Source organism: Actinacidiphila sp. bgisy160 (assembly GCF_965342435.1).
Lineage (GTDB): Bacteria > Actinomycetota > Actinomycetes > Streptomycetales > Streptomycetaceae > Actinacidiphila.
Genome location: NZ_CBDRCM010000028.1, coordinates 23,393 through 41,253, shown reverse-complemented (window position 1 = coordinate 41,253; position 17,861 = coordinate 23,393). Strand labels below are relative to the sequence as shown.

The window sequence follows — 17,861 nt, the reverse complement described above, 5'->3', positions numbered from 1 at the left end:
CGCAACTACAGACGGCATGACGCCCGACGGACGCCACCGCCCTGGCGCAGCGCCGGCGGCTTCCGTTGACCACGCGGTGCCGGCAGGCCCTGGTTCCGAGGTGGGCGATGCAGTTCCGCGTCCGGAAAGACCCTTGAGGCCCAGCCGGATGTGGTATGTCGTCATCGTCCCGTGACGGTGAGCGACGGCAACGGCAGAACCGACAGCAGTGTCACCAGTGTTTGCACTGTCGGCCGCCGTAACATTATCAGCTGTTTCCCTTGTGTTCTGGCGGCGTAACGAGCGCCACATCCAAGGGCCCAACGGCCGCACGGCCGCCGGGCTGTTCTTCCCACGAGCGGGAAGAACAGCCCGGCTTTCGTGCCGGCGGAAGCCTACGACGCGTCGGTGGGCGTCTCGCCTGCGGCCTTGGCGACGGCCTTCTTCGTCGTCGCCTTCTTCGTCGGCGCCTTCTTGGCCGTCGCCTTCTTGGCCACGGTCTTCTTCGCCGCCGTCTTCTTGGCGACGGCGGCCTTCTTGGCCGGTGCCTTCTTCGCAGCCGTCTTGCGCGGTGCCCGCTTCTTCGGCTCCGCCTGCTCAGCCTCGCTGGTCCCCGTCTCCACCTCGGCCGCCGCCTGCTGCGCCTCGGCGGTCGCGGACTGCTCCGGCTGCGCCTCGGCGGCCGGGACGACCACGACCGCGGCCTCCTCGCCGGAGGACGGCGCGCCCGCGGGGGCGGACACCCTGCGCGTGGCACGACGCCGGACCGGCGGGGCCGGCTCCTGGACCTCCGCCACGGGCTCCGGCTCGGGGGCCGGGGCCGGGACTGCCGTCTCCGCCGCGGGGACGACCACGGTGGCCGCCTCACCGGCGGGGGCGCTCGGCGCGGTGGCCTTGCGGGTCGCCCGGCGCCGGCCGCGGACCGGTGCGACGGGCTCCTCGACCTCGGCGGTGCCCACGACGACGGAAGCCTCGACGACGGTGGGCGTCGCGGACTCCGCCACCTGAGGCTCGGTGACCGGGGCGACCGACGGGACGACGGTGACGATCTCGGCCGTCGCGTCCGGTGAGATCACCGGAGCGGTGACCCGCCGCGAGGCACGCCGCCGGGAACGGCGCCCGGCCGCGGCCTCGGCCTCCGCCGGGCTGCCGTACCACTCCTCGTCCCCACCGACCGCGGGCACCAGCTCGGCCTCGGCGACCACGACCGGCTCCAGCTCCGGAGCCTCCTGCGCGGCCTCCTCGGCCTCGGTGACGACGGTCGTCTCCGCGGCCGCCGGCTCCTCCCCCGCGCCGCCGCGACGGCGCTTGCGCTTGCCGCCGCCACCGGCCGCCGTGGCCTGGTCCATGTGCACGATGACGCCGCGGCCGTTGCAGTGCACGCAGGTCTCGGAGAAGGACTCCAGCAGGCCCTGGCCGACCCGCTTGCGGGTCATCTGCACCAGACCCAGCGAGGTGACCTCGGCCACCTGGTGCTTGGTGCGGTCCCGGCCCAGGCACTCCAGCAGCCGGCGCATGACGAGGTCGCGGTTGGACTCCAGCACCATGTCGATGAAGTCGATCACGATGATGCCGCCCAGGTCGCGCAGCCGCAGCTGGCGCACGATCTCCTCGGCCGCCTCCAGGTTGTTCCTGGTGACCGTCTCCTCCAGGTTGCCGCCCTGACCGGTGAACTTGCCGGTGTTGACGTCGATGACGACCATCGCCTCGGTCCGGTCGATCACCAGCGAACCGCCGCTCGGCAGCCACACCTTGCGGTCCAGCGCCTTCAGCAGCTGCTCGTCGATCCGGTAGGTGGCGAACACGTCGACCTCAGAGGTCCAGCGGCTCAGCCGCCCGGCCAGGTCAGGCGCGACATGCGAGACGTAGCCGTGGATGGTCTCCCAGGCGGTGTCGCCGCTGACGATGACCTTGGTGAAGTCCTCGTTGAAGATGTCGCGGACGACCCGGACGGTCATGTCCGGCTCACCGTAGAGCAGCGACGGGGCGTTGCCGCTCTTGGCCTTCTTCTGGATCTCCTCCCACTGAGCCTGAAGCCGCTCGACGTCACGGCGCAGCTCGTCCTCACTCGCGCCCTCGGCGGCGGTGCGCACGATGACGCCCGCGTCCTCCGGGACGATCTTCTTGAGGATCTGCTTCAGCCGGGCGCGCTCGGTGTCGGGCAGCTTGCGGCTGATGCCGGTCATCGAGCCCTCGGGCACGTAGACCAGATAGCGGCCCGGCAGCGAGACCTGGCTGGTCAGGCGGGCGCCCTTGTGGCCGATCGGGTCCTTGGTGACCTGGACCAGCACCGACTGGCCGGACTTGAGGGCCGCCTCGATGCGCCGCGGGCCGTTGCCCATGCCCAGCGCCTCGAAGTTGACCTCACCGGCGTACAGGACGGCGTTGCGGCCCTTGCCGATGTCGACGAACGCGGCCTCCATGGACGGGAGCACGTTCTGGACCTTGCCCAGGTAGACGTTGCCGACGTACGAGGTGGCCTGCTCCTTGTTGACGTAGTGCTCGACGAGGACGTCGTCCTCCAGCACGCCGATCTGCGTCCGGTCGCCGTTCTCGCGGACGACCATGACGCGCTCGACCGCCTCGCGGCGGGCCAGGAACTCGGCCTCGGTGATGATCGGCACACGCCGGCGGCCCTGCTCGCGGCCCTCGCGGCGCCGCTGCTTCTTGGCCTCGAGACGGGTGGAGCCCTTGATGGACTGCACCTCGTCGACCGGCTCGGCCGGCTTGCGCGGCTCACGGATCTTGACGACCGTGCGCTCCGGGGCGTCCTCGCCCAGGCTCTCCTCGGTCGTGCCCTCGCCGCCACGGCGGCGACGACGGCGACGACGGCGGCTGGTGCTGCTCTCCGCGTCCTGGTGCTCGTCCTCCTCGGACTCGTCCGCGGCGCCCTCGCCCTCGGCCTCCTCGTCCTCGCCGGCGCTCTCCTCGTCGTCGGCTGCCTCGCCGCGACGACGACGGCGGCCACCACGACGACGACGGCGGGACGTCCGCTCGCCGCCCTCGCCCTCGTGCTCCTCGGCCTCGTGCTCCTCGGCCCCGGCCTCCCCCTCGTCCTCGTGGACGGCCTCGGGCTCCTCGTCGGCGTGCTCCGTCACGGCCGTCTGCGCGGCCTCCACGGCCTCCACGGGCTCGCCACGACGACGGCGACGACGCCGACGCGCGCCGGCGTACTCCTCGGCCTCCGCCTCGGCCTCGGCCTCGTGCTCCTCCGGCTCCTCGTGCTCCGCGGGCTGCCCGGCCTGAGCCGGGGCAGGGGCCTGGAACACCGGTGCCTGGAAGACAGCCATGGGCGGCCGCACGACCCGGCGACGGCCACGCGTGGGAGCGGGCTCGGCCTCGGCTTCCGGGCCGACCTCGGCTTCCGGACCGGCCTCGGGCTCGGCACCCTGTGCCTCCCGGACCTCGACGACGATGGCGTCCTCGGGGACGCCGAACGCCTCCGCGACGGCCGCGACCGCGGCGACGCGGGCCTTCTCGACGGTGTCGCCGTAGCCACGGATCTCGTAGGCGTCCTCGACCTCGACGGCCCAGCCGGAGCCGTCCGGGACAGCCTTGGCGGTGTAGGTGCGCTGCTCCGGGGCACCGCCCTCGGCGGCCCCGGCCTCGGTCTCCGCCTCGTCACGCGGCGCGAGCGCGCCCGGCTTCAGACGGCGCGAACCGTCGTCGGCGGCGAGGAAGGAGGCGGCCGGAGCCGTACGCCGGCGCGAACGGGTGCTCCTGGTCTTCTCGGCCTGCGGCTGCTCGGCCTTCCTCCGCTTCGGCCGCTCCGCGGGCTCCTCCTGCAGGGCCTTCGCGGGCGCGTCGGCGGCGGCCACGGCCGTGGCCTCGGCCGGCTCGGGGCTGGCCACCTTGCGCGTGGCACGGCGACGGGTGCGCGCCGGAGCCGCCGGCTGCTCGGCCTGCTCCACCCCGGCGGCGGCCTCGGCGTGCAGCGGCAGGTCGGCCTGGAGTTCCTTGGCCTGCGTGTCGGCGGCGGCCGCGGGGCCGGCCGTCTCCTCGGCGGCCGGGGCCGCCTCGGGGCTGGCCACCTTCCGCGTGGCACGGCGACGGGTACGGGCCGGAGCCGCCGGCTCCTCGGCCTGCTCCGCCCCGGAGGTCTCGGTGGCAGAAGTCTGCGCGGCGGGGGCCTCGACGGCCGCCGCGGGAGCGGTGGCCTTCCGCGGCGCGCGGCGGCGGGCCGGGGCGGGGGCGGCCTCGGCCGTCTCCTCCACGGACCCGGCCGGCTGCGGCTCCGGGGCGGCGGCCTTGCGGGTCGCCCGGCGGCGGGTGCGCGGCGGGGCAGGCTCCGCCTCGGACTCGGCGGAAGGCGTTTCGGCCGGTATGGCCGGCGACTCGGCAGCCCCCGCGGGGACGCCGGACATCACGTCCTGGGCGGCCTCGCCGGCCGCGGGCGGTCCCGCGGGGCGGCTGGCCGCTCGGCGACGGCGGCGCGGAGCGGCCGTCGCCTCGGTGTCGGTGCCGCCGGAGGCGGCTTCAGTGGCGCCGTTCTCGGGCGCCTCGTTCGGCTCGTTGTGCTCGAGCATGCGGGCATTTCTCCCGTCACGCTCCCGGGCGCCGCGTCCTTGTCCGGTTCGCGGCGGTCCGCGTCATCGCGGTTCCGCCGCCCGGGGGCGCGGGCGCCACACGGGAGCTGTCGTATCGCTCGTCGGCACCGACCTGACGGGCCGACGAAAGTCTCGTCTGATGTGTGCTGCCGGACCCGGGTTTCCCCAGATGCGTCGGCCGCACCACGACGACGGTCCTAGGCGGAGCCCTCCGGCACCGTCGCGGCATCGCGGTCGGGCGCGAGCGGATCGGTCACCGTGCCGGTCTCCTCGTCGAGCGGCCCCTGCGCCAGCCTGGTCACCGCAACGGGGACCGGCGGCGCGAGGTCGGCCACCGCGCGGAGGCCGGACAGGACGTCGTCGGGTCGTACGGCAGGTGTCACATGCCGAACAACCAGCCGCAGTATCGCACAAGCTGCTGGTGCCGGCCTATCGGCATCCTGTTCGAGAATGCCGTCCTTGGCCCCGGCCACCTGCGGATCGACCGCTTCGAGCCGGGTCACGGCCTGGCGCGCGTCGAAAGTCCGCACGCCGTTCTTCGTCATCCGCTGGACCTCGACGGCCCCGGCGGCCAGGAACGCCGCCACGGCCCGCTCGGCCGCGGCGTGCTCCACACCGTCCAGCCGCAGCTGCCACACGGACGCCTCCAGCCGCTCGGCGAGACCCGACGTACGGGCCTCCACGGCCTCGACCACGTCGAGGCCGGCCGGCAGTGACTCGTCCAGCAGCAGGCGCAGCTTCTCCGGCTCACGTGCCTCGGTGAGCGCGATCTCCAGGTACTCGGCCTCGCTCGCCACGCCGGTGGGTGCGGCGTTGGCGTACGAGACCTTGGGGTGCGGGGTGAAGCCCGCCGAGTACGCCATGGGCACCTCGGCGCGGCGCAACGCCCGCTCGAATGCGCGCTGGAAGTCGCGGTGGCTGGTGAACCGGAGGCGGCCGCGCTTGGTGTAGCGCAGTCGGATGCGCTGCACCGCGGGTGCGGGCGGCGGGCCTTCGGGCTGTCGCTTGCCCAGTGTCGTTCAGTCCCTCGTGCGTCTGGTCACCCCGGACGGGGTTGCTTGTGTCTTCCAGATTACTGGGGGTCGCGGCCTTCCGGTTCCGCACGGCGCCCGCCGCGCTCCAACGGTCGCGGCGCGCCGGTCAACGCGGTGCGCAGATCGGCGCGCAGGCCGCGCACGGTCTCCCGCACCGCGGCCAGGGCCTCGCACACCGCCCGGCCCGCGTCGGCAGCCGCCCGCCGTACCGGCCGCCACACGGGCAGCACCAAGGCGCGCCACGCCCAGGCCACCGGAACCACCAGGACCGTGGTGGCCAGCCATTTCAGTGCCCGCCCCGCGGCCCGCGACACGTGACCCGCCACGCGCCAGGCCACCAGCAGGGCGTCCCGGACCTCCAGGGCGACCGGAACGAGCACCCGGCGCCACAGGAGGAGCAGCGGGGTCGCGACCACCCACCGCACCAGCCACGCCACCGCCACGGCCGACGGGACCAGGACGTAGCGGTACACCGCTACCGCCGGAACCACGACGAGCACCCGGACCGCCCACCGGGCCAGCCACACCGCCCCGGCCGCCAGCGGTACCAGGACATGGCGGTACAGCGCTGCCACGGGCACCACCAGCAGCGTCCGGACCGCCCACACCGCCCCCGCGCCGGCCGCCCGCCCCAACGGGACGAGCACGTATTGCCACAGCGCCACCGCCGGCACCACCACCAGCACGGAGACCGCCCACGCCACGGCGACGACGACGGCCCGCCCCACCGGCGCCAGCACATACCGCCACACCGCCACCGCCGGCACCACCACCGTGTACCGGACCAGCCCCCGCACCGCCCACACCACGGCCCGCCCCGCCGGCGCCAGCACGTACCGCCACACCGCCACCGCGGGCACCACCACCAGCACGGAGACCGCCCACGCCACGGCGACGACGACGGCCCGCCCCACCGGCGCCAGCACATACCGCCACACCGCCACCGCCGGCACCACCATCAGCACCCGGACCAGCCACCTGCCGAACCGGCCCAGCGCCCGGCCCGCCAGTGTCAGCACGTCCCACGCCATGCGCAGCGGAAGCACGACCACCAGCGCGACGATCCGCGCCGGCATCCTGATCGCCACCGTCAGACAGCCGTCCCCGTTTCCGCCGTATCCACCGGCGCTCCCCCGTTCCCGCATGCCCGAACGTTACGCCCGGAAGCCCGCCTTCCTCTCCCGTCGGCCGAACCGCCGACGCCCCGGCTTCCCCACGGGCGGAGCGGGAGGACGACGCGCCCCCGGCCCTGACGTCAACCGCCGTGCGCGACGCCGCCTGACGATTGTTCGCCTCTCCCGTACGCACGAGGAGGACTCTCTGCGTGCCGTGCGGCGGGGGCCTCGGGTACGCCGCACGCTCCTGAGCTGAAGTACCGGTGACGCCCGTTCCCGTCGGCTCCGCGTGTGAGCGTGATCCTGGTCGACTGATCGCAGGGGGCCCTGCCGAGGGCGGCCGAGGGGCGGTGGACCCGTTCGCCGTAAACCTGCTGATCCAGGTGGCTGATCTTTCGGGTTTTCAGGTAATCGCCCGGTTGGTTGTGGCAAACCTTCACCACCGATCAGAAGAGGGGGCTGCATGGGCCATGCGGGCCCAGGGACCGCAGAACAGGAGTAGCGCGAGCATGTCCGACTCGAACCGTGTCACCTCGACTGGCGTGCCAAGAGATTCGCGTGGCCCATCAGAGGTCTTCCGGCGGTGACGGGAGCGGACCCGAGCAGACCCGCGCCACTTCGGGGGCTCCGGTCCCCACAACCGAAAGCCCCGCCAGGCCCAGTACCACGAGGGAACGCGTTCACCGGTGACAGTCGGAGCTCAGGAGACCGGATCGATCTCGACGTGCTCTACGGGAACCTGATCACCGAGAAGGGGCGTGCACCATCAGCCGCATTGAATGCAAGGCATTCAATGCGGCAGCAGCCTGCAGCCAAGGGTCCACCTGAGTGCCGGGCACTCCCCTGAGCCGCCCCTGACGCCGGCCTCTACAGATTGGCCGATGGTCGAGCCCGCCAGATCCGTCCACACCAAAGCCAGACATCAGCAAAGGATGTCCCATGTTCGTACACGCAGGCCGCCTGGCCCGTACCGCAATACTCACCCTGCTTCTCGCCGCCGCCGCTGCGGCACCCGCCCTGCCACTGAGCCCCGCGGCAAGCCGTCCCGCTGACGTCGCGAACGTGGCAGCCGCGGCCCCAAGGGCTCCTTCGGCAGGCGTGGCGGTCATTTACCGGATTCCGGGGAGGCCGTATTTCCGGGTCCACAATGCCCTCTTGCTCGAGGCGCGACCCGGTGTGGGCCTCAAGATCGCTCACGTGGGAGTCTGGCCTGCCAACACGAGGAGGCCCACTGTCCAGGAATTCTGGGTCTGCTACCAGCCCCAGAGTGCAGGATGCCCAACGCCGAAGAGGACGAATTGGCAACTCAATTCGTTCCACAGGTACAGCAATCAGCCATGTCCCACCAGGGCAGGCGTGACCTATTGCCCTGGGCCCTTTATCGCCTACAGGTCGCCGGCCGGCACCCATAACGGCGCGTTCGCGTGCTGGCGGCCCACTGGCAGCGCGTCATGCAGCAGGACATGGCCGGGGGACAACAGGATCTTCCAGAGCTCCGGCACGCTCGTGGTCCTGCATTATGCGAATCCAACGCCGCCCGCAAATGCTCCCCAGATGAACAGGGGCTCGTACGCGACCGCCCCGGGGCAGTTCAGGTTCGAAGTGCGCGCTGTCCCCGGCCCGGTGTCGGCACAGCGAATCTGCTACCTGCGCCATACTTGCTGACGTGAATCGCCGCGGCGAAATCCTGACTGCCAGGACGTGGCGGTCCGCCTCGTTGCACTGGGGAGGTCATCCCCCACCCCTTCGCCGCCGACGGGGAACCGACGAAATGTCGTTCCCGAAGTGACGGCAAGCGCTGGCGAGATGAGCCGAGCCGGGAGCTGCTGCGCGCTGTCGGCGCCCGCACATCATGTGACGTGACGGCTGCTGACGCGCGCCTTGGCCCGGGAGTCAGTCCGAGCCCGGCAGTTCCTGGCCGGCGGGGAACGGCGCCCCACCGATGCGGACACCCGCCGCGGCCAGGGTCCTGAGTCGCCTCACCGCCCCACTCTTCGTCCGCGGGGCCAGAGACGGTGGAGACGTCGCCCTGCACGACGAACGAGCCGGAGGCGGCGCGGTGGACGTTCGGGCAGTCCCCCTGCCCGCAGTCGCCGCCGTCGGTGCTGCCGGTGAGCCGTGGGAGTTCTCCGCGCGCCATGCTGAACCCCCTCTCGCGACCGTACGAGGGAGGTGGACACGTCGTCCATGCGGGAACGCGCCCATGCGCGTTGTCGCATGAACAGGACCCTGGAAACGCCGAGAGGCGCCCGGACCGGATCGTCCGAACACCTCTCTTCGCCTACACCCACTCGACCGCCGAGACGATGCCCGAGTCCTGCCGAGGGGCGGGGAGCGGCGAACGCCGCGTGGGGCGGGGTGCCTGCTCGCGCTCCTTCACTCCGAGCCCTCGAAGGGCTTCGGCGCGGTCCGCCTCGGGTACCTCGGCAAGCGCCTCAGCCATCCACTGGATGGCATCGCCGCTGGTCACGACTACTTCTTGACCGTGAGCGGGAGCAGCTTCTTGCCGGTGGGGCCGATTTGTATAGCCGTGTCCATCTGAGGACACACCCCGCAATCGAAGCACGGCGTCCAGCGGCAGTCCTCGACCTCGGTCTCGTCGAGGGCGTCCTGCCAGTCCTCCCAGAGCCAGTCCTTGTCCAGGCCGGAGTCCAGGTGGTCCCAGGGCAGCACCTCCTCGTAGCTGCGCTCGCGCGTGGTGTACCAGGCGAGGTCGACGCCCTGCTCCGGGAGCGCCTTCTCGCACATGCGGATCCAGCGGTCGTAGGAGAAGTGCTCGCGCCAGCCGTCGAAGCGGCCGCCGTCCTCGTAGACGGCGCGGATGACCGCGCCCACGCGGCGGTCGCCGCGGGAGAGCAGGCCCTCGATGATGCCGGGCTTGCCGTCGTGGTAGCGGAAGCCGATGTTGCGGCTGTACTTCCGGTCGCCGCGGATGGCGTCGCGCAGCTTCTCCAGGCGGGCGTCGGTCTCCTCGACGCCGAGCTGCGGGGCCCACTGGAACGGGGTGTGCGGCTTGGGCACGAAGCCGCCGATCGACACCGTGGCGCGGATGTCGTTCTGGCCGGTGACCTCGCGGCCCTTGGCGATGACGTTCTTCGCCATGTCGGCGATCTGCAGGACGTCCTCGTCGGTCTCGGTGGGCAGACCGCACATGAAGTACAGCTTCACCTGACGCCAGCCGTTGCCGTAGGCGGTGGCGACGGTGCGGATCAGGTCCTCCTCCGAGACCATCTTGTTGATGACCTTGCGGATGCGCTCGGATCCGCCCTCGGGGGCGAAGGTGAGGCCCGAGCGGCGGCCGTTGCGGGTCAGCTCGTTGGCCAGGTCGATGTTGAAGGCGTCGACACGGGTGGAGGGGAGGGACAGGCCGATCTTGTCCTCCTCGTACCGGTCGGCGAGGCCCTTGGCCACGTCGGCGATCTCGGAGTGGTCGGCGGAGGACAGGGACAGGAGGCCGACCTCCTCGAACCCGGTGGCCTTCAGGCCCTTGTCGACCATCTCGCCGATGCCGGTGATGCTGCGCTCGCGCACCGGGCGGGTGATCATGCCGGCCTGGCAGAAGCGGCAGCCCCGCGTGCAGCCGCGGAAGATCTCCACGGACATGCGCTCGTGGACCGTTTCCGCGAGCGGCACCAGCGGCTGCTTGGGGTACGGCCATTCGTCGAGGTCCATGACGGTGTGCTTGGACACCCGCCACGGCACGCCGGACCGGTTGGGGACGACGCGGGCGATCCGGCCGTCGGCCAGGTACTCCACGTCGTAGAACCTCGGCACGTACACCCCGCCGGTGCGGGCCAGGCGGAACAGCAGCTCGTCGCGGCCGCCGGGGCGGCCCTCGGCCTTCCAGGCGCGGATCACGTCGGTGATCTCGAGGACGGCCTGCTCGCCGTCGCCGATCACGGCGGCGTCCAGGAAGTCCGCGATGGGCTCCGGGTTGAAGGCCGCGTGGCCGCCGGCGAGCACGATCGGGTCGTCCTCGGTGCGGTCCCGGGCCTCGAGCGGGATGCCCGCGAGGTCCAGGGCCGTGAGCATGTTGGTGTAGCCGAGCTCCGTGGAGAAGCTGAGGCCGAACACGTCGAAGGCCTTGACGGGGCGGTGCGCGTCCACGGTGAACTGCGGCACGCCGTGCTCGCGCATGAGCCCCTCGAGGTCGGGCCACACGCTGTACGTGCGCTCCGCGAGGACCCCCTCGCGCTCGTTGAGCACCTCGTAGAGGATCATGACGCCCTGGTTGGGCAGCCCGACCTCGTAGGCGTCCGGGTACATCAGGGACCAACGAACGTCGCACTCGTCCCAGGGCTTGACGGTGGAGTTCAGTTCCCCGCCGACGTACTGGATCGGCTTCTGCACATGCGGCAGCAGGGCCTCGAGCTGGGGGAAGACCGACTCGACAGGCATCAGAGGTGTCTTTCGTGAGCTGGCAAGGGTGACCATTCAGCGTAACGCGTCACGGCGGGCTTCCCGGCCGCGTTCCGCGCGGCGGCGGGTGCCTGGTGGTGGTCGTCCCCGCGGGCTTAATAAACGCCCTCGCGGGCTCAACCGGCCAGCTTGCCGCGGTCGGCCCTGGGCCAGTCCTTCGGAAGTCGCCGCTCGACCGCGGCGGCGCGGTCGCGTTCCAGCTGGTAGAGCGCGCCGTACGGGAAGGTGTCCTCGCCGGCCCCGCGGGCGTCGGAGGCGAGGCGGAGGACGGCCTCGCGGCAGATGACGCTGTCCTGGTGCTCGCCCAGGAGCTGCTGGACGGCCTTCATGCGCTTGGTGTGCTCCTTGGCGGGCTTGCGCAGCGCCGGGACGGCCTGGGCGGCCTCGCCGCTGTAGCGGGCGCGTTTGGCGGCCTTGCGGGCGTCGTGGAGGGCGAGGTCACGCTCGTGGCCGGGTTCCATCTCCAGGGCCGGCTCGACGCGCCGGCGCAGCCGCCGGTGGTCGCGGCTGACGGCCTTGGCGACGGCGTCGGCCGCGGGGGCCGCGGCCGCGTCGAGCAGGGGCGGGTCGGCGAGCAGGGACTCCAGGGTGTCCAGGAGCCGGAAGTAGCGCCCGCCGCCGAGTTCGCGCAGCAGCTCCTCGCGGGCGCCCTCGTGGACGGGGGCGTCACCGCCGATGCGCGCGGTGAGGACTTCCGTGACGAGTTCTTCCGGCAGTTCGGCCAGGCGGTCGCGGAGGCGGTCGGCGAGGACCTCGCGGTCGCGTTCCAGGCCCAGCACCCCGGCGAGCCACTTCAGTTCGTCGCCGATGGGGTCGGTCACGCCGCGGTCGAGTTCGCGGCGGAAGGACTTGAGGGCGCTGCGCAGCCGTCGGGTGGAGACGCGCATCTGGTGGACGGAGTCCGGCTCGTCGCGGCGGACCTCCGGGTCCCAGCCGGTGATCGCGGCGACCTGCTCGTGCATGTAGGCCAGGGCGACGTCCCCGGCGGTGTCGGTCTTGGCCGGCGGCTGCGGTGGCTCGGGTGCGGCGGTCAGGCGCTCGCCGAGGGCGCGGGCGAGCTTGGAGGGGGACTTCGAGCGCCGCAGCCCTGCCGCGCGGAGCCGCTTCTCGACGGCGTCGAGCAGGGCGGTGTCGCCGTCGAGGAGTTCGGTCTCGACCTCGGTCCAGGCCCTCTCCGATCCGTCGCCGTGGTCGAGGACGGTCGCGCGGACCTGGTCGTGGGCGATCTCCACCAGGGGGGCGCCCTGGGCGTCGACGAGGTGCACCCGCTTGCGGGTGTTGCGCAGCCGGACGACGGGGACGAGGTCCCGGTCGCGGACGATCGCGGCGACCTCGGCGAGCAGGGACTTGGGGACCCTGGGGCCGCCCTTGCGGCCCTGCTTGCCGAGCGGCGCGTGCACCTCGGTGCGGGTGTCGGCCTGTGAGCTCGGCAGTTTCAGGTGCCAGCCCGCGTCGTCGCCGCCGGTGCGGCGGCGCAGCGTGATCCGGTGGGTGGCCAGCCGCAGGTCGGAGGTGTCGACGTACACGGCGTCCAGTTCGGCCGGTGCCAGGACGCGCACCGCCGCGACTCCGGGCAGGCCTTCGAGATCGGGCTCACCACTCTGCTCGGCGGCCTCGTACTTGCGCTCGGTCTCCACCACACGCTTCCCCATGTCAGGAACGTAATCGCGGGTTCGCCGGGCCGCAATGGTGCGGTCACCCGGTGGACGGGTCAGGCCGACATGGGCCGTTTCATATGGATGGCCTGCAGCAGCCCGATCGCGATCCAGACGGCGAACATCGAGGATCCGCCGTACGAGACGAACGGCAGCGGCAGACCGGCCACGGGCATGATGCCGAGGGTCATCCCGATGTTCTCGAAGGACTGGAAGGCGAACCAGGCGACGATGCCCGCCGCGATGATCGTGCCGTACAGGTCGGTGGCGTTACGGGCGATCCGGCAGCCACGCCACATGATCACGCCCAGCAGTACGATGATCAAGGCCGCCCCGACGAAGCCGAGTTCCTCCCCCGCCACGGTGAAGACGAAGTCGGTCTGCTGCTCGGGTACGAACTGCCCCGTGGTCTGGCTGCCCTCGAACAGGCCCTTGCCGAGCAGTCCGCCGGAGCCGATGGCGATGCGCGCCTGGTTGGTGTTGTAGCCGACACCCGCGGGGTCGAGGGCGGGGTTCGCGAAGGCCGCGAAGCGGTCGATCTGGTACTGGTCCAGGACGCCGAGCTGCCAGACCGCGATCGCGCCGCCCGCGCCCGCCGCGATCAGGCCGAGGACCCAGCGGTTGGAGGCGCCGGAGGCCAGCAGCACGCCGAGCACGATGACCGCCATCACCATGACCGAGCCGAGGTCGGGCATCAGCATGACGATCGCCATCGGCAGTATGGCGAACCCGAGCGACTGGGCGACCGTCCGGTGGTCGGGGAAGAGCCGGTCGCCCGCGTCGACCCGGGCGGACAGCATCATCGCCATGCCCAGGATGATGGTGATCTTGGTGAACTCGGACGGCTGCAGCGAGAAGCCGCCGCCCAGCACGATCCACGCGTGGGCGCCGTTGACCGTGGAGCCCAGCGGCGTCAGCACCGCGGTCACCAGCAGCACCGAGACGGCGTAGAGCACCGGCACCGCGCCCCGCAGCCGGCGGTGGCCCAGCGCCACCGTGCCGGCGGCGAGGGCGAAGCCGATGGCGGTGTTGAGCATGTGCCGCAGCAGGAAGTAGTACGGGTCCCCGTGGGTGAGTTCCGTACGGTTGCGCGTCGCGGAGAACACCAGCGCCGTGCCGATCAGGGACAGCGCGAGGGCGGCGCCGAGCAGCAGCCAGTCCATCCGGCGCAGTATCGAGTCCCGGGCCAGGAGTTTGCCCAGGGTGCCGCGCTCGGGGGTGAAGCGCCGCGCGCCGTAGCCGTGCGCGCTCATGACAGGTACCTCCTGCCCGCCAGGAGCTTCCCGGTGCGGTCCGGGGGCAGCGCGGCGGCCGTCTGCACGGTGGCCTGCGGCGCGGACGGCATCTGCGGCACGTCGGCCCAGGAGGCCTTGGTGACCCGGATGGTGCCGTCGGAGTCGATCTTCGGCAGCTTGGTCAGCGGATGCGGGAGCAGCGCCTTCTTGGTGTCGATCGACCCGTCCTTCTGGACGCCGTACATCGCCTCGTAGATCTTGCGGACGGCCGGACCGGAACCACCGGAACCGGTACCGCCCTGGGAGATCGTCATGACGATCGCGTAGTCCTTGCTGTACGTGGTGAACCACGAGGTGGTCTGCTTGCCGGCGACCTCCGCGGTACCGGTCTTGGCGTGCAGCGGGATCTTGTCCTGCGGCCAGCCGCCGAACCGCCACGCGGCCGTACCGCGGGTGACGACGCCCTCGAGGGCCTCGTTGATGTACTTCAGCGTCTTCTTGGTGGCCGGGGCCTTGCCGTTGACCTTCGGCTTGATCCGGGTGACCGTCTTGCCGTCGGCGCTGATGATCGCCTTGCCGATGGTGGGCTGGTAGAGGGTGCCGCCGTTGGAGATGGCCGCGTAGATGTTCGCCATCTGGATCGGGGTGACGAGGGTGTCGCCCTGTCCGATGGCGTAGTTGACGGAGTCACCGGCGCGCATCACGTAGCCGTCGACGCAGTTCTCGCGCGCGATCTGGCTCGCGTAGTCCTGCTTGTCGCTCTTGGCGACCTTGCACCAGTAGTCCTTGTTGGCCTCGTAGTAGTCCCGCTTCCACTGCCGGTCCGGGATCCGGCCGGGCACCTCGGAGGGCAGGTCGATGCCGGTCACCGAGCCGAGGCCGTACTCCTTGGCGGTCTTGTAGAACCAGTCCTTGGGGTGCTTCTTGGGCTTGGTGCCGCCGTCCTTCAGCCACTGGTCGTACGACAGGCCGTAGAAGACGGTGTCGCAGGAGATCTCCAGGGCGTGGGCGAGGGTGATGGAGCCCGCGCTCTCCCCTTCGAAGTTGTTGAAGACGCGGCCGCCGATGGTCATCGACGAGGGGCAGGGGTAGCGCCCGTTGATGTCGTAACCGGCCCTCACCGCGGCCGAGGTGGAGATCGGCTTGAAGGTGGAGCCTGGGGCCGACTGACCCTGTATGGCCCGGTTCAGCAGCGGGAAGTTGGACTTCTTGCCGGTCAGCTTGGCGTAGTCCTTGGCTGAGATGCCGCCTACCCAGACGTTCGGGTCGTACGTGGGCGCGCTGGCCATCGCGATGACCTGGCCGGTGTGCACGTCCATGACGACGACCGCGCCGGAGTCCGCCTTGTAGAGGCTGCCGGTGACCTTGTCGAAGGTCTGCCGGGCGACCTTCATCGCCTCGGCGAGCTCCTTCTCGGCGACCGCCTGGACGCGCGCGTCGATGCTGGTCACCAGGTGGCTGCCGGGCTCTGCGGCGGTCTCGCCCGCCTTGCCGATGACCCGGCCGAGGTTGTCCACCTCGTAGCGGGTGACGCCGGCCTTGCCGCGCAGTTCGCTGTCGTAGGTGCGCTCCAGGCCGGAGCGGCCGATCTGGTCCGAGCGCAGCAGGGACTGGCCCTTCTTCTCCGCCGCGGTCAGCTCCTCGTCCGTCACGGGCGAGAGGTAGCCGAGGACCTGGGAGGCGTTGGCCCCGAACGGCGAGGTGTAGCGGCGCACCGCGGTCGGCTCCGCGGTGATGCCGGGGAAGTCCTCACGGCGCTCCATGATCTGCAGCGCCTGCTGGGTGGTGGCCTCGTCGGTGATGGGGATCGGCTGGTACGGCGAACCGTTCCAGCACGGCTTGGGGGTCTGCGAGTCGCAGAGCCGGACCTTGCCCAGGACCTCTTCCGGCTTCATGTGCAGCACGTCGGCGAGCCGGGTGAGCACCGCCTTGCCGTCGTCCTTCTGCTTGAGCAGGTCGGTGCGGCTCGCGGAGACCACCAGCCGGGTCTCGTTGTCGGCGAGCGCCACGCCCTTGTCGTCCAGGATCGACCCGCGGACGGCGGGCGCGACGACCTCCTGCACGTTGTTGCTGTTGGCCTGCGCCGTGTACTCCTGGCCGTTGCGGATCTGCAGGAACCACAGCCGCCCGCCGAGGGTGAACAGCAGGGACAGGACGAGGATCTGCAGAACCACCAGCCGGATGGTGACCCGCGGCGTCCGCCCCGTCTCCGGGATGTTGCTCAAAGCCGCCGTCCTCCCTTGGCGACGCTCCCCACCCTGCCCAGGATGCTCGAGCGCTGGCCGCCGATGCGGGCGCCGAAGCCGGGGCCGGAGGCGTCCTCCGTGAGCGAGTCGCCCTGGAACCGGCGGGCCAGTGCCATGATCCACGGCACGGTGAACGGCGCGAGCAGCAGGTCGTACACGGCGGCGGTGAACAGCAGCTTGCCCAGGCCCACGTGCTGGGCAGCGGTGTCGCCGACGAGGGCGCCCACGGCCGCGTACAGCACCGTGGAGCCGATGGCGGCGCCGACCACGACCAGCATCGGCCGGGTGGCCGACCGCAACTGCCCGCCGTCGGGCTTGACCAGGCCCGCGACGTAGCCGACGACGCACAGCACGAGGGCGTAGCGGCCCGCGGCGTGGTCGGCGGGCGGCGCGAGGTCGGCGAGCAGGCCGGCGCCGAAGCCGATGAGGCAGCCGGCCACGTGACCGTACGTCAGTGCGAGGCCGAGGACGACGAGCAGCAGCAGGTCGGGGACGGCGCCGGGCAGGTGGAGGCGGGCCAGGACGCACACCTGGACGACCATGCCGGCGACCACGAGGCCGGTGGCGAGCAGAGCGCGCTTCATCGGACCTCCTCCTGTCCGTAGAGGGAGGACTGGGAGGGGCTCCCACTGGGCGTCGCCGTGACGGTGACCGTCGGGACCGGCTTCGGGCCGGCGGGGAGCACCGAGTCACGCGGGTCCTTGCGCGGGCCCTGGACGACGACGCCGACGATGTCGAGCTTGGTGAAGCCGACGAACGGGGTGACCTCCACCGTACGGGTGAGGCCGCCGCCCGCGCGGTCGACTTTGGCGACCGTGCCGACCGGCACGCCGGGGACGAACGGCTTGTCCGCCTGCGAGCCGAAGGTGACCAGCCGGGCGCCCTTCTTCACGTGGGCCTTGCCGTTGAGGAGCTGCACCCGCATCGGCCGGTTGCCCTGACCGGTGGCGAAGCCGAGCTCCGAGGACTTCTCCAGCCGCGTGCCGACCGTGAAGTCCGGGTCGCAGGCGAGCAGGACGGTCGAGGTGGAGGGGCCGACGGTGGTGACCCGGCCGACCAGGCCGTCCCCGTTGACCACTGTCATGTCGCGCTGGATGCCGTCGTTGGCGCCGGAGTCGATGGTGACCGTCCAGGAGAAGCCCTGGGCCGCTCCTATCGCGATGACCTGCGCGCCCTTGACGCGGTACTGACCGGCTCCGGCGAGCTTGAGCAGCTTGTCGAGTTCGCGGGCCCGCTCGCGCGTGACGTCCTTGCTGCCGAGCTGCTGCTTGAGCTCGGCGTTCTCCCGCTCCAGTGCGCTGATGCGGCTGCTGCGGTCGCCGGAGTCGCGTACCGCGTCCACGGCATTGTCCACCGGGTCGACCGCGGCCGCGACCCCGTCCTCGACGGGGCCGAAGACGGCGGCCGCGGCGGACCGGGCGCCGTCCAGCGGTGAGTCCTCACCGCCGCGGATGTCGACGGTGATAAGCGCGAAAGCGATCGCCACCAGCAGCACCAGCAGAAGCCGGCTCTCTCGTGTGTCCCTCACGGGGGCCAGTCCGTGCCTTCCTCGTCAGAGCGTGTGAGCCCGTGGGCCCGATGGGCCGTCCCGGGAAGTAGAACGAGCCGGCGTACGGGCGGGACTTCACCCG

10 protein-coding genes are annotated in these 17,861 nt (G+C 71.7%); all 10 read right to left on the bottom strand.

Annotation, left to right across the window (positions count from 1 at the left end):
* Nucleotides 1–374: 374 nt before the first annotated feature.
* Entirely contained in the window at nt 375–4,505 is a 4,131-nt protein-coding gene (locus ACRWNP_RS21920) for an Rne/Rng family ribonuclease (RefSeq protein ID WP_431963891.1), read from the bottom strand.
* A 218-nt stretch (nt 4,506–4,723) separates the two neighbouring features.
* Nucleotides 4,724–5,497 carry a TIGR03936 family radical SAM-associated protein gene (locus ACRWNP_RS21915; protein WP_431963889.1) on the bottom strand — a complete coding sequence of 258 codons (774 nt, stop codon included), beginning with the start codon at nt 5,495–5,497 and terminating at the stop codon, nt 4,724–4,726.
* Nucleotides 5,498–5,598: 101 nt separating this feature from the next.
* Entirely contained in the window at nt 5,599–6,705 is a 1,107-nt protein-coding gene (locus ACRWNP_RS21910) for a hypothetical protein (RefSeq protein ID WP_431963887.1), read from the bottom strand.
* A 2,251-nt stretch (nt 6,706–8,956) separates the two neighbouring features.
* Complete coding sequence (locus tag ACRWNP_RS21905) at nt 8,957–9,145, bottom strand: hypothetical protein (RefSeq protein ID WP_431963885.1); 189 nt, start codon at nt 9,143–9,145, stop codon at nt 8,957–8,959.
* A 2-nt stretch (nt 9,146–9,147) separates the two neighbouring features.
* Nucleotides 9,148–11,073 carry a TIGR03960 family B12-binding radical SAM protein gene (locus ACRWNP_RS21900; protein WP_431963883.1) on the bottom strand — a complete coding sequence of 642 codons (1,926 nt, stop codon included), beginning with the start codon at nt 11,071–11,073 and terminating at the stop codon, nt 9,148–9,150.
* 137 nt (nt 11,074–11,210) lie between these two features.
* Nucleotides 11,211–12,746 carry a CHAD domain-containing protein gene (locus tag ACRWNP_RS21895; protein WP_431963881.1) on the bottom strand — a complete coding sequence of 512 codons (1,536 nt, stop codon included), beginning with the start codon at nt 12,744–12,746 and terminating at the stop codon, nt 11,211–11,213.
* Between the two features lie 59 nt (nt 12,747–12,805).
* Nucleotides 12,806–14,002: a rod shape-determining protein RodA gene (gene rodA / locus ACRWNP_RS21890; RefSeq protein WP_431963879.1), complete on the bottom strand. Its 1,197-nt coding sequence runs from the start codon at nt 14,000–14,002 to the stop codon at nt 12,806–12,808.
* The gene (mrdA, locus tag ACRWNP_RS21885; protein WP_431963877.1) at nt 13,999–16,209 is read right to left on the bottom strand and encodes a penicillin-binding protein 2; all 2,211 of its coding nucleotides are present in this window, start codon (nt 16,207–16,209) and stop codon (nt 13,999–14,001) included. Before mrdA ends, rodA begins: the two co-directional genes overlap by 4 nt.
* Nucleotides 16,206–16,814 carry a rod shape-determining protein MreD gene (gene mreD, locus ACRWNP_RS21880; RefSeq protein ID WP_431963875.1) on the bottom strand — a complete coding sequence of 203 codons (609 nt, stop codon included), beginning with the start codon at nt 16,812–16,814 and terminating at the stop codon, nt 16,206–16,208. Before mreD ends, mrdA begins: the two co-directional genes overlap by 4 nt.
* Nucleotides 16,811–17,758, bottom strand: a complete 948-nt coding sequence (mreC, locus tag ACRWNP_RS21875; RefSeq protein WP_431963873.1) for a rod shape-determining protein MreC — start codon at nt 17,756–17,758, stop codon at nt 16,811–16,813. The genes mreD and mreC overlap by 4 nt, the downstream gene beginning before the upstream one ends.
* Nucleotides 17,759–17,861 lie beyond the last annotated feature (103 nt).

Coding starts and splice junctions, on each gene's coding strand:
- ACRWNP_RS21920 (WP_431963891.1), bottom strand. CDS start 4,505: ATGCTCGAGCACAACGAGCCGAACGAGGCGCCCGAGAACGGCGCCACT.
- ACRWNP_RS21910 (WP_431963887.1), bottom strand. CDS start 6,705: ATGCGGGAACGGGGGAGCGCCGGTGGATACGGCGGAAACGGGGACGGC.
- ACRWNP_RS21900 (WP_431963883.1), bottom strand. CDS start 11,073: ATGCCTGTCGAGTCGGTCTTCCCCCAGCTCGAGGCCCTGCTGCCGCAT.
- ACRWNP_RS21895 (WP_431963881.1), bottom strand. CDS start 12,746: ATGGGGAAGCGTGTGGTGGAGACCGAGCGCAAGTACGAGGCCGCCGAG.
- rodA (WP_431963879.1), bottom strand. CDS start 14,002: ATGAGCGCGCACGGCTACGGCGCGCGGCGCTTCACCCCCGAGCGCGGC.
- mreD (WP_431963875.1), bottom strand. CDS start 16,814: ATGAAGCGCGCTCTGCTCGCCACCGGCCTCGTGGTCGCCGGCATGGTC.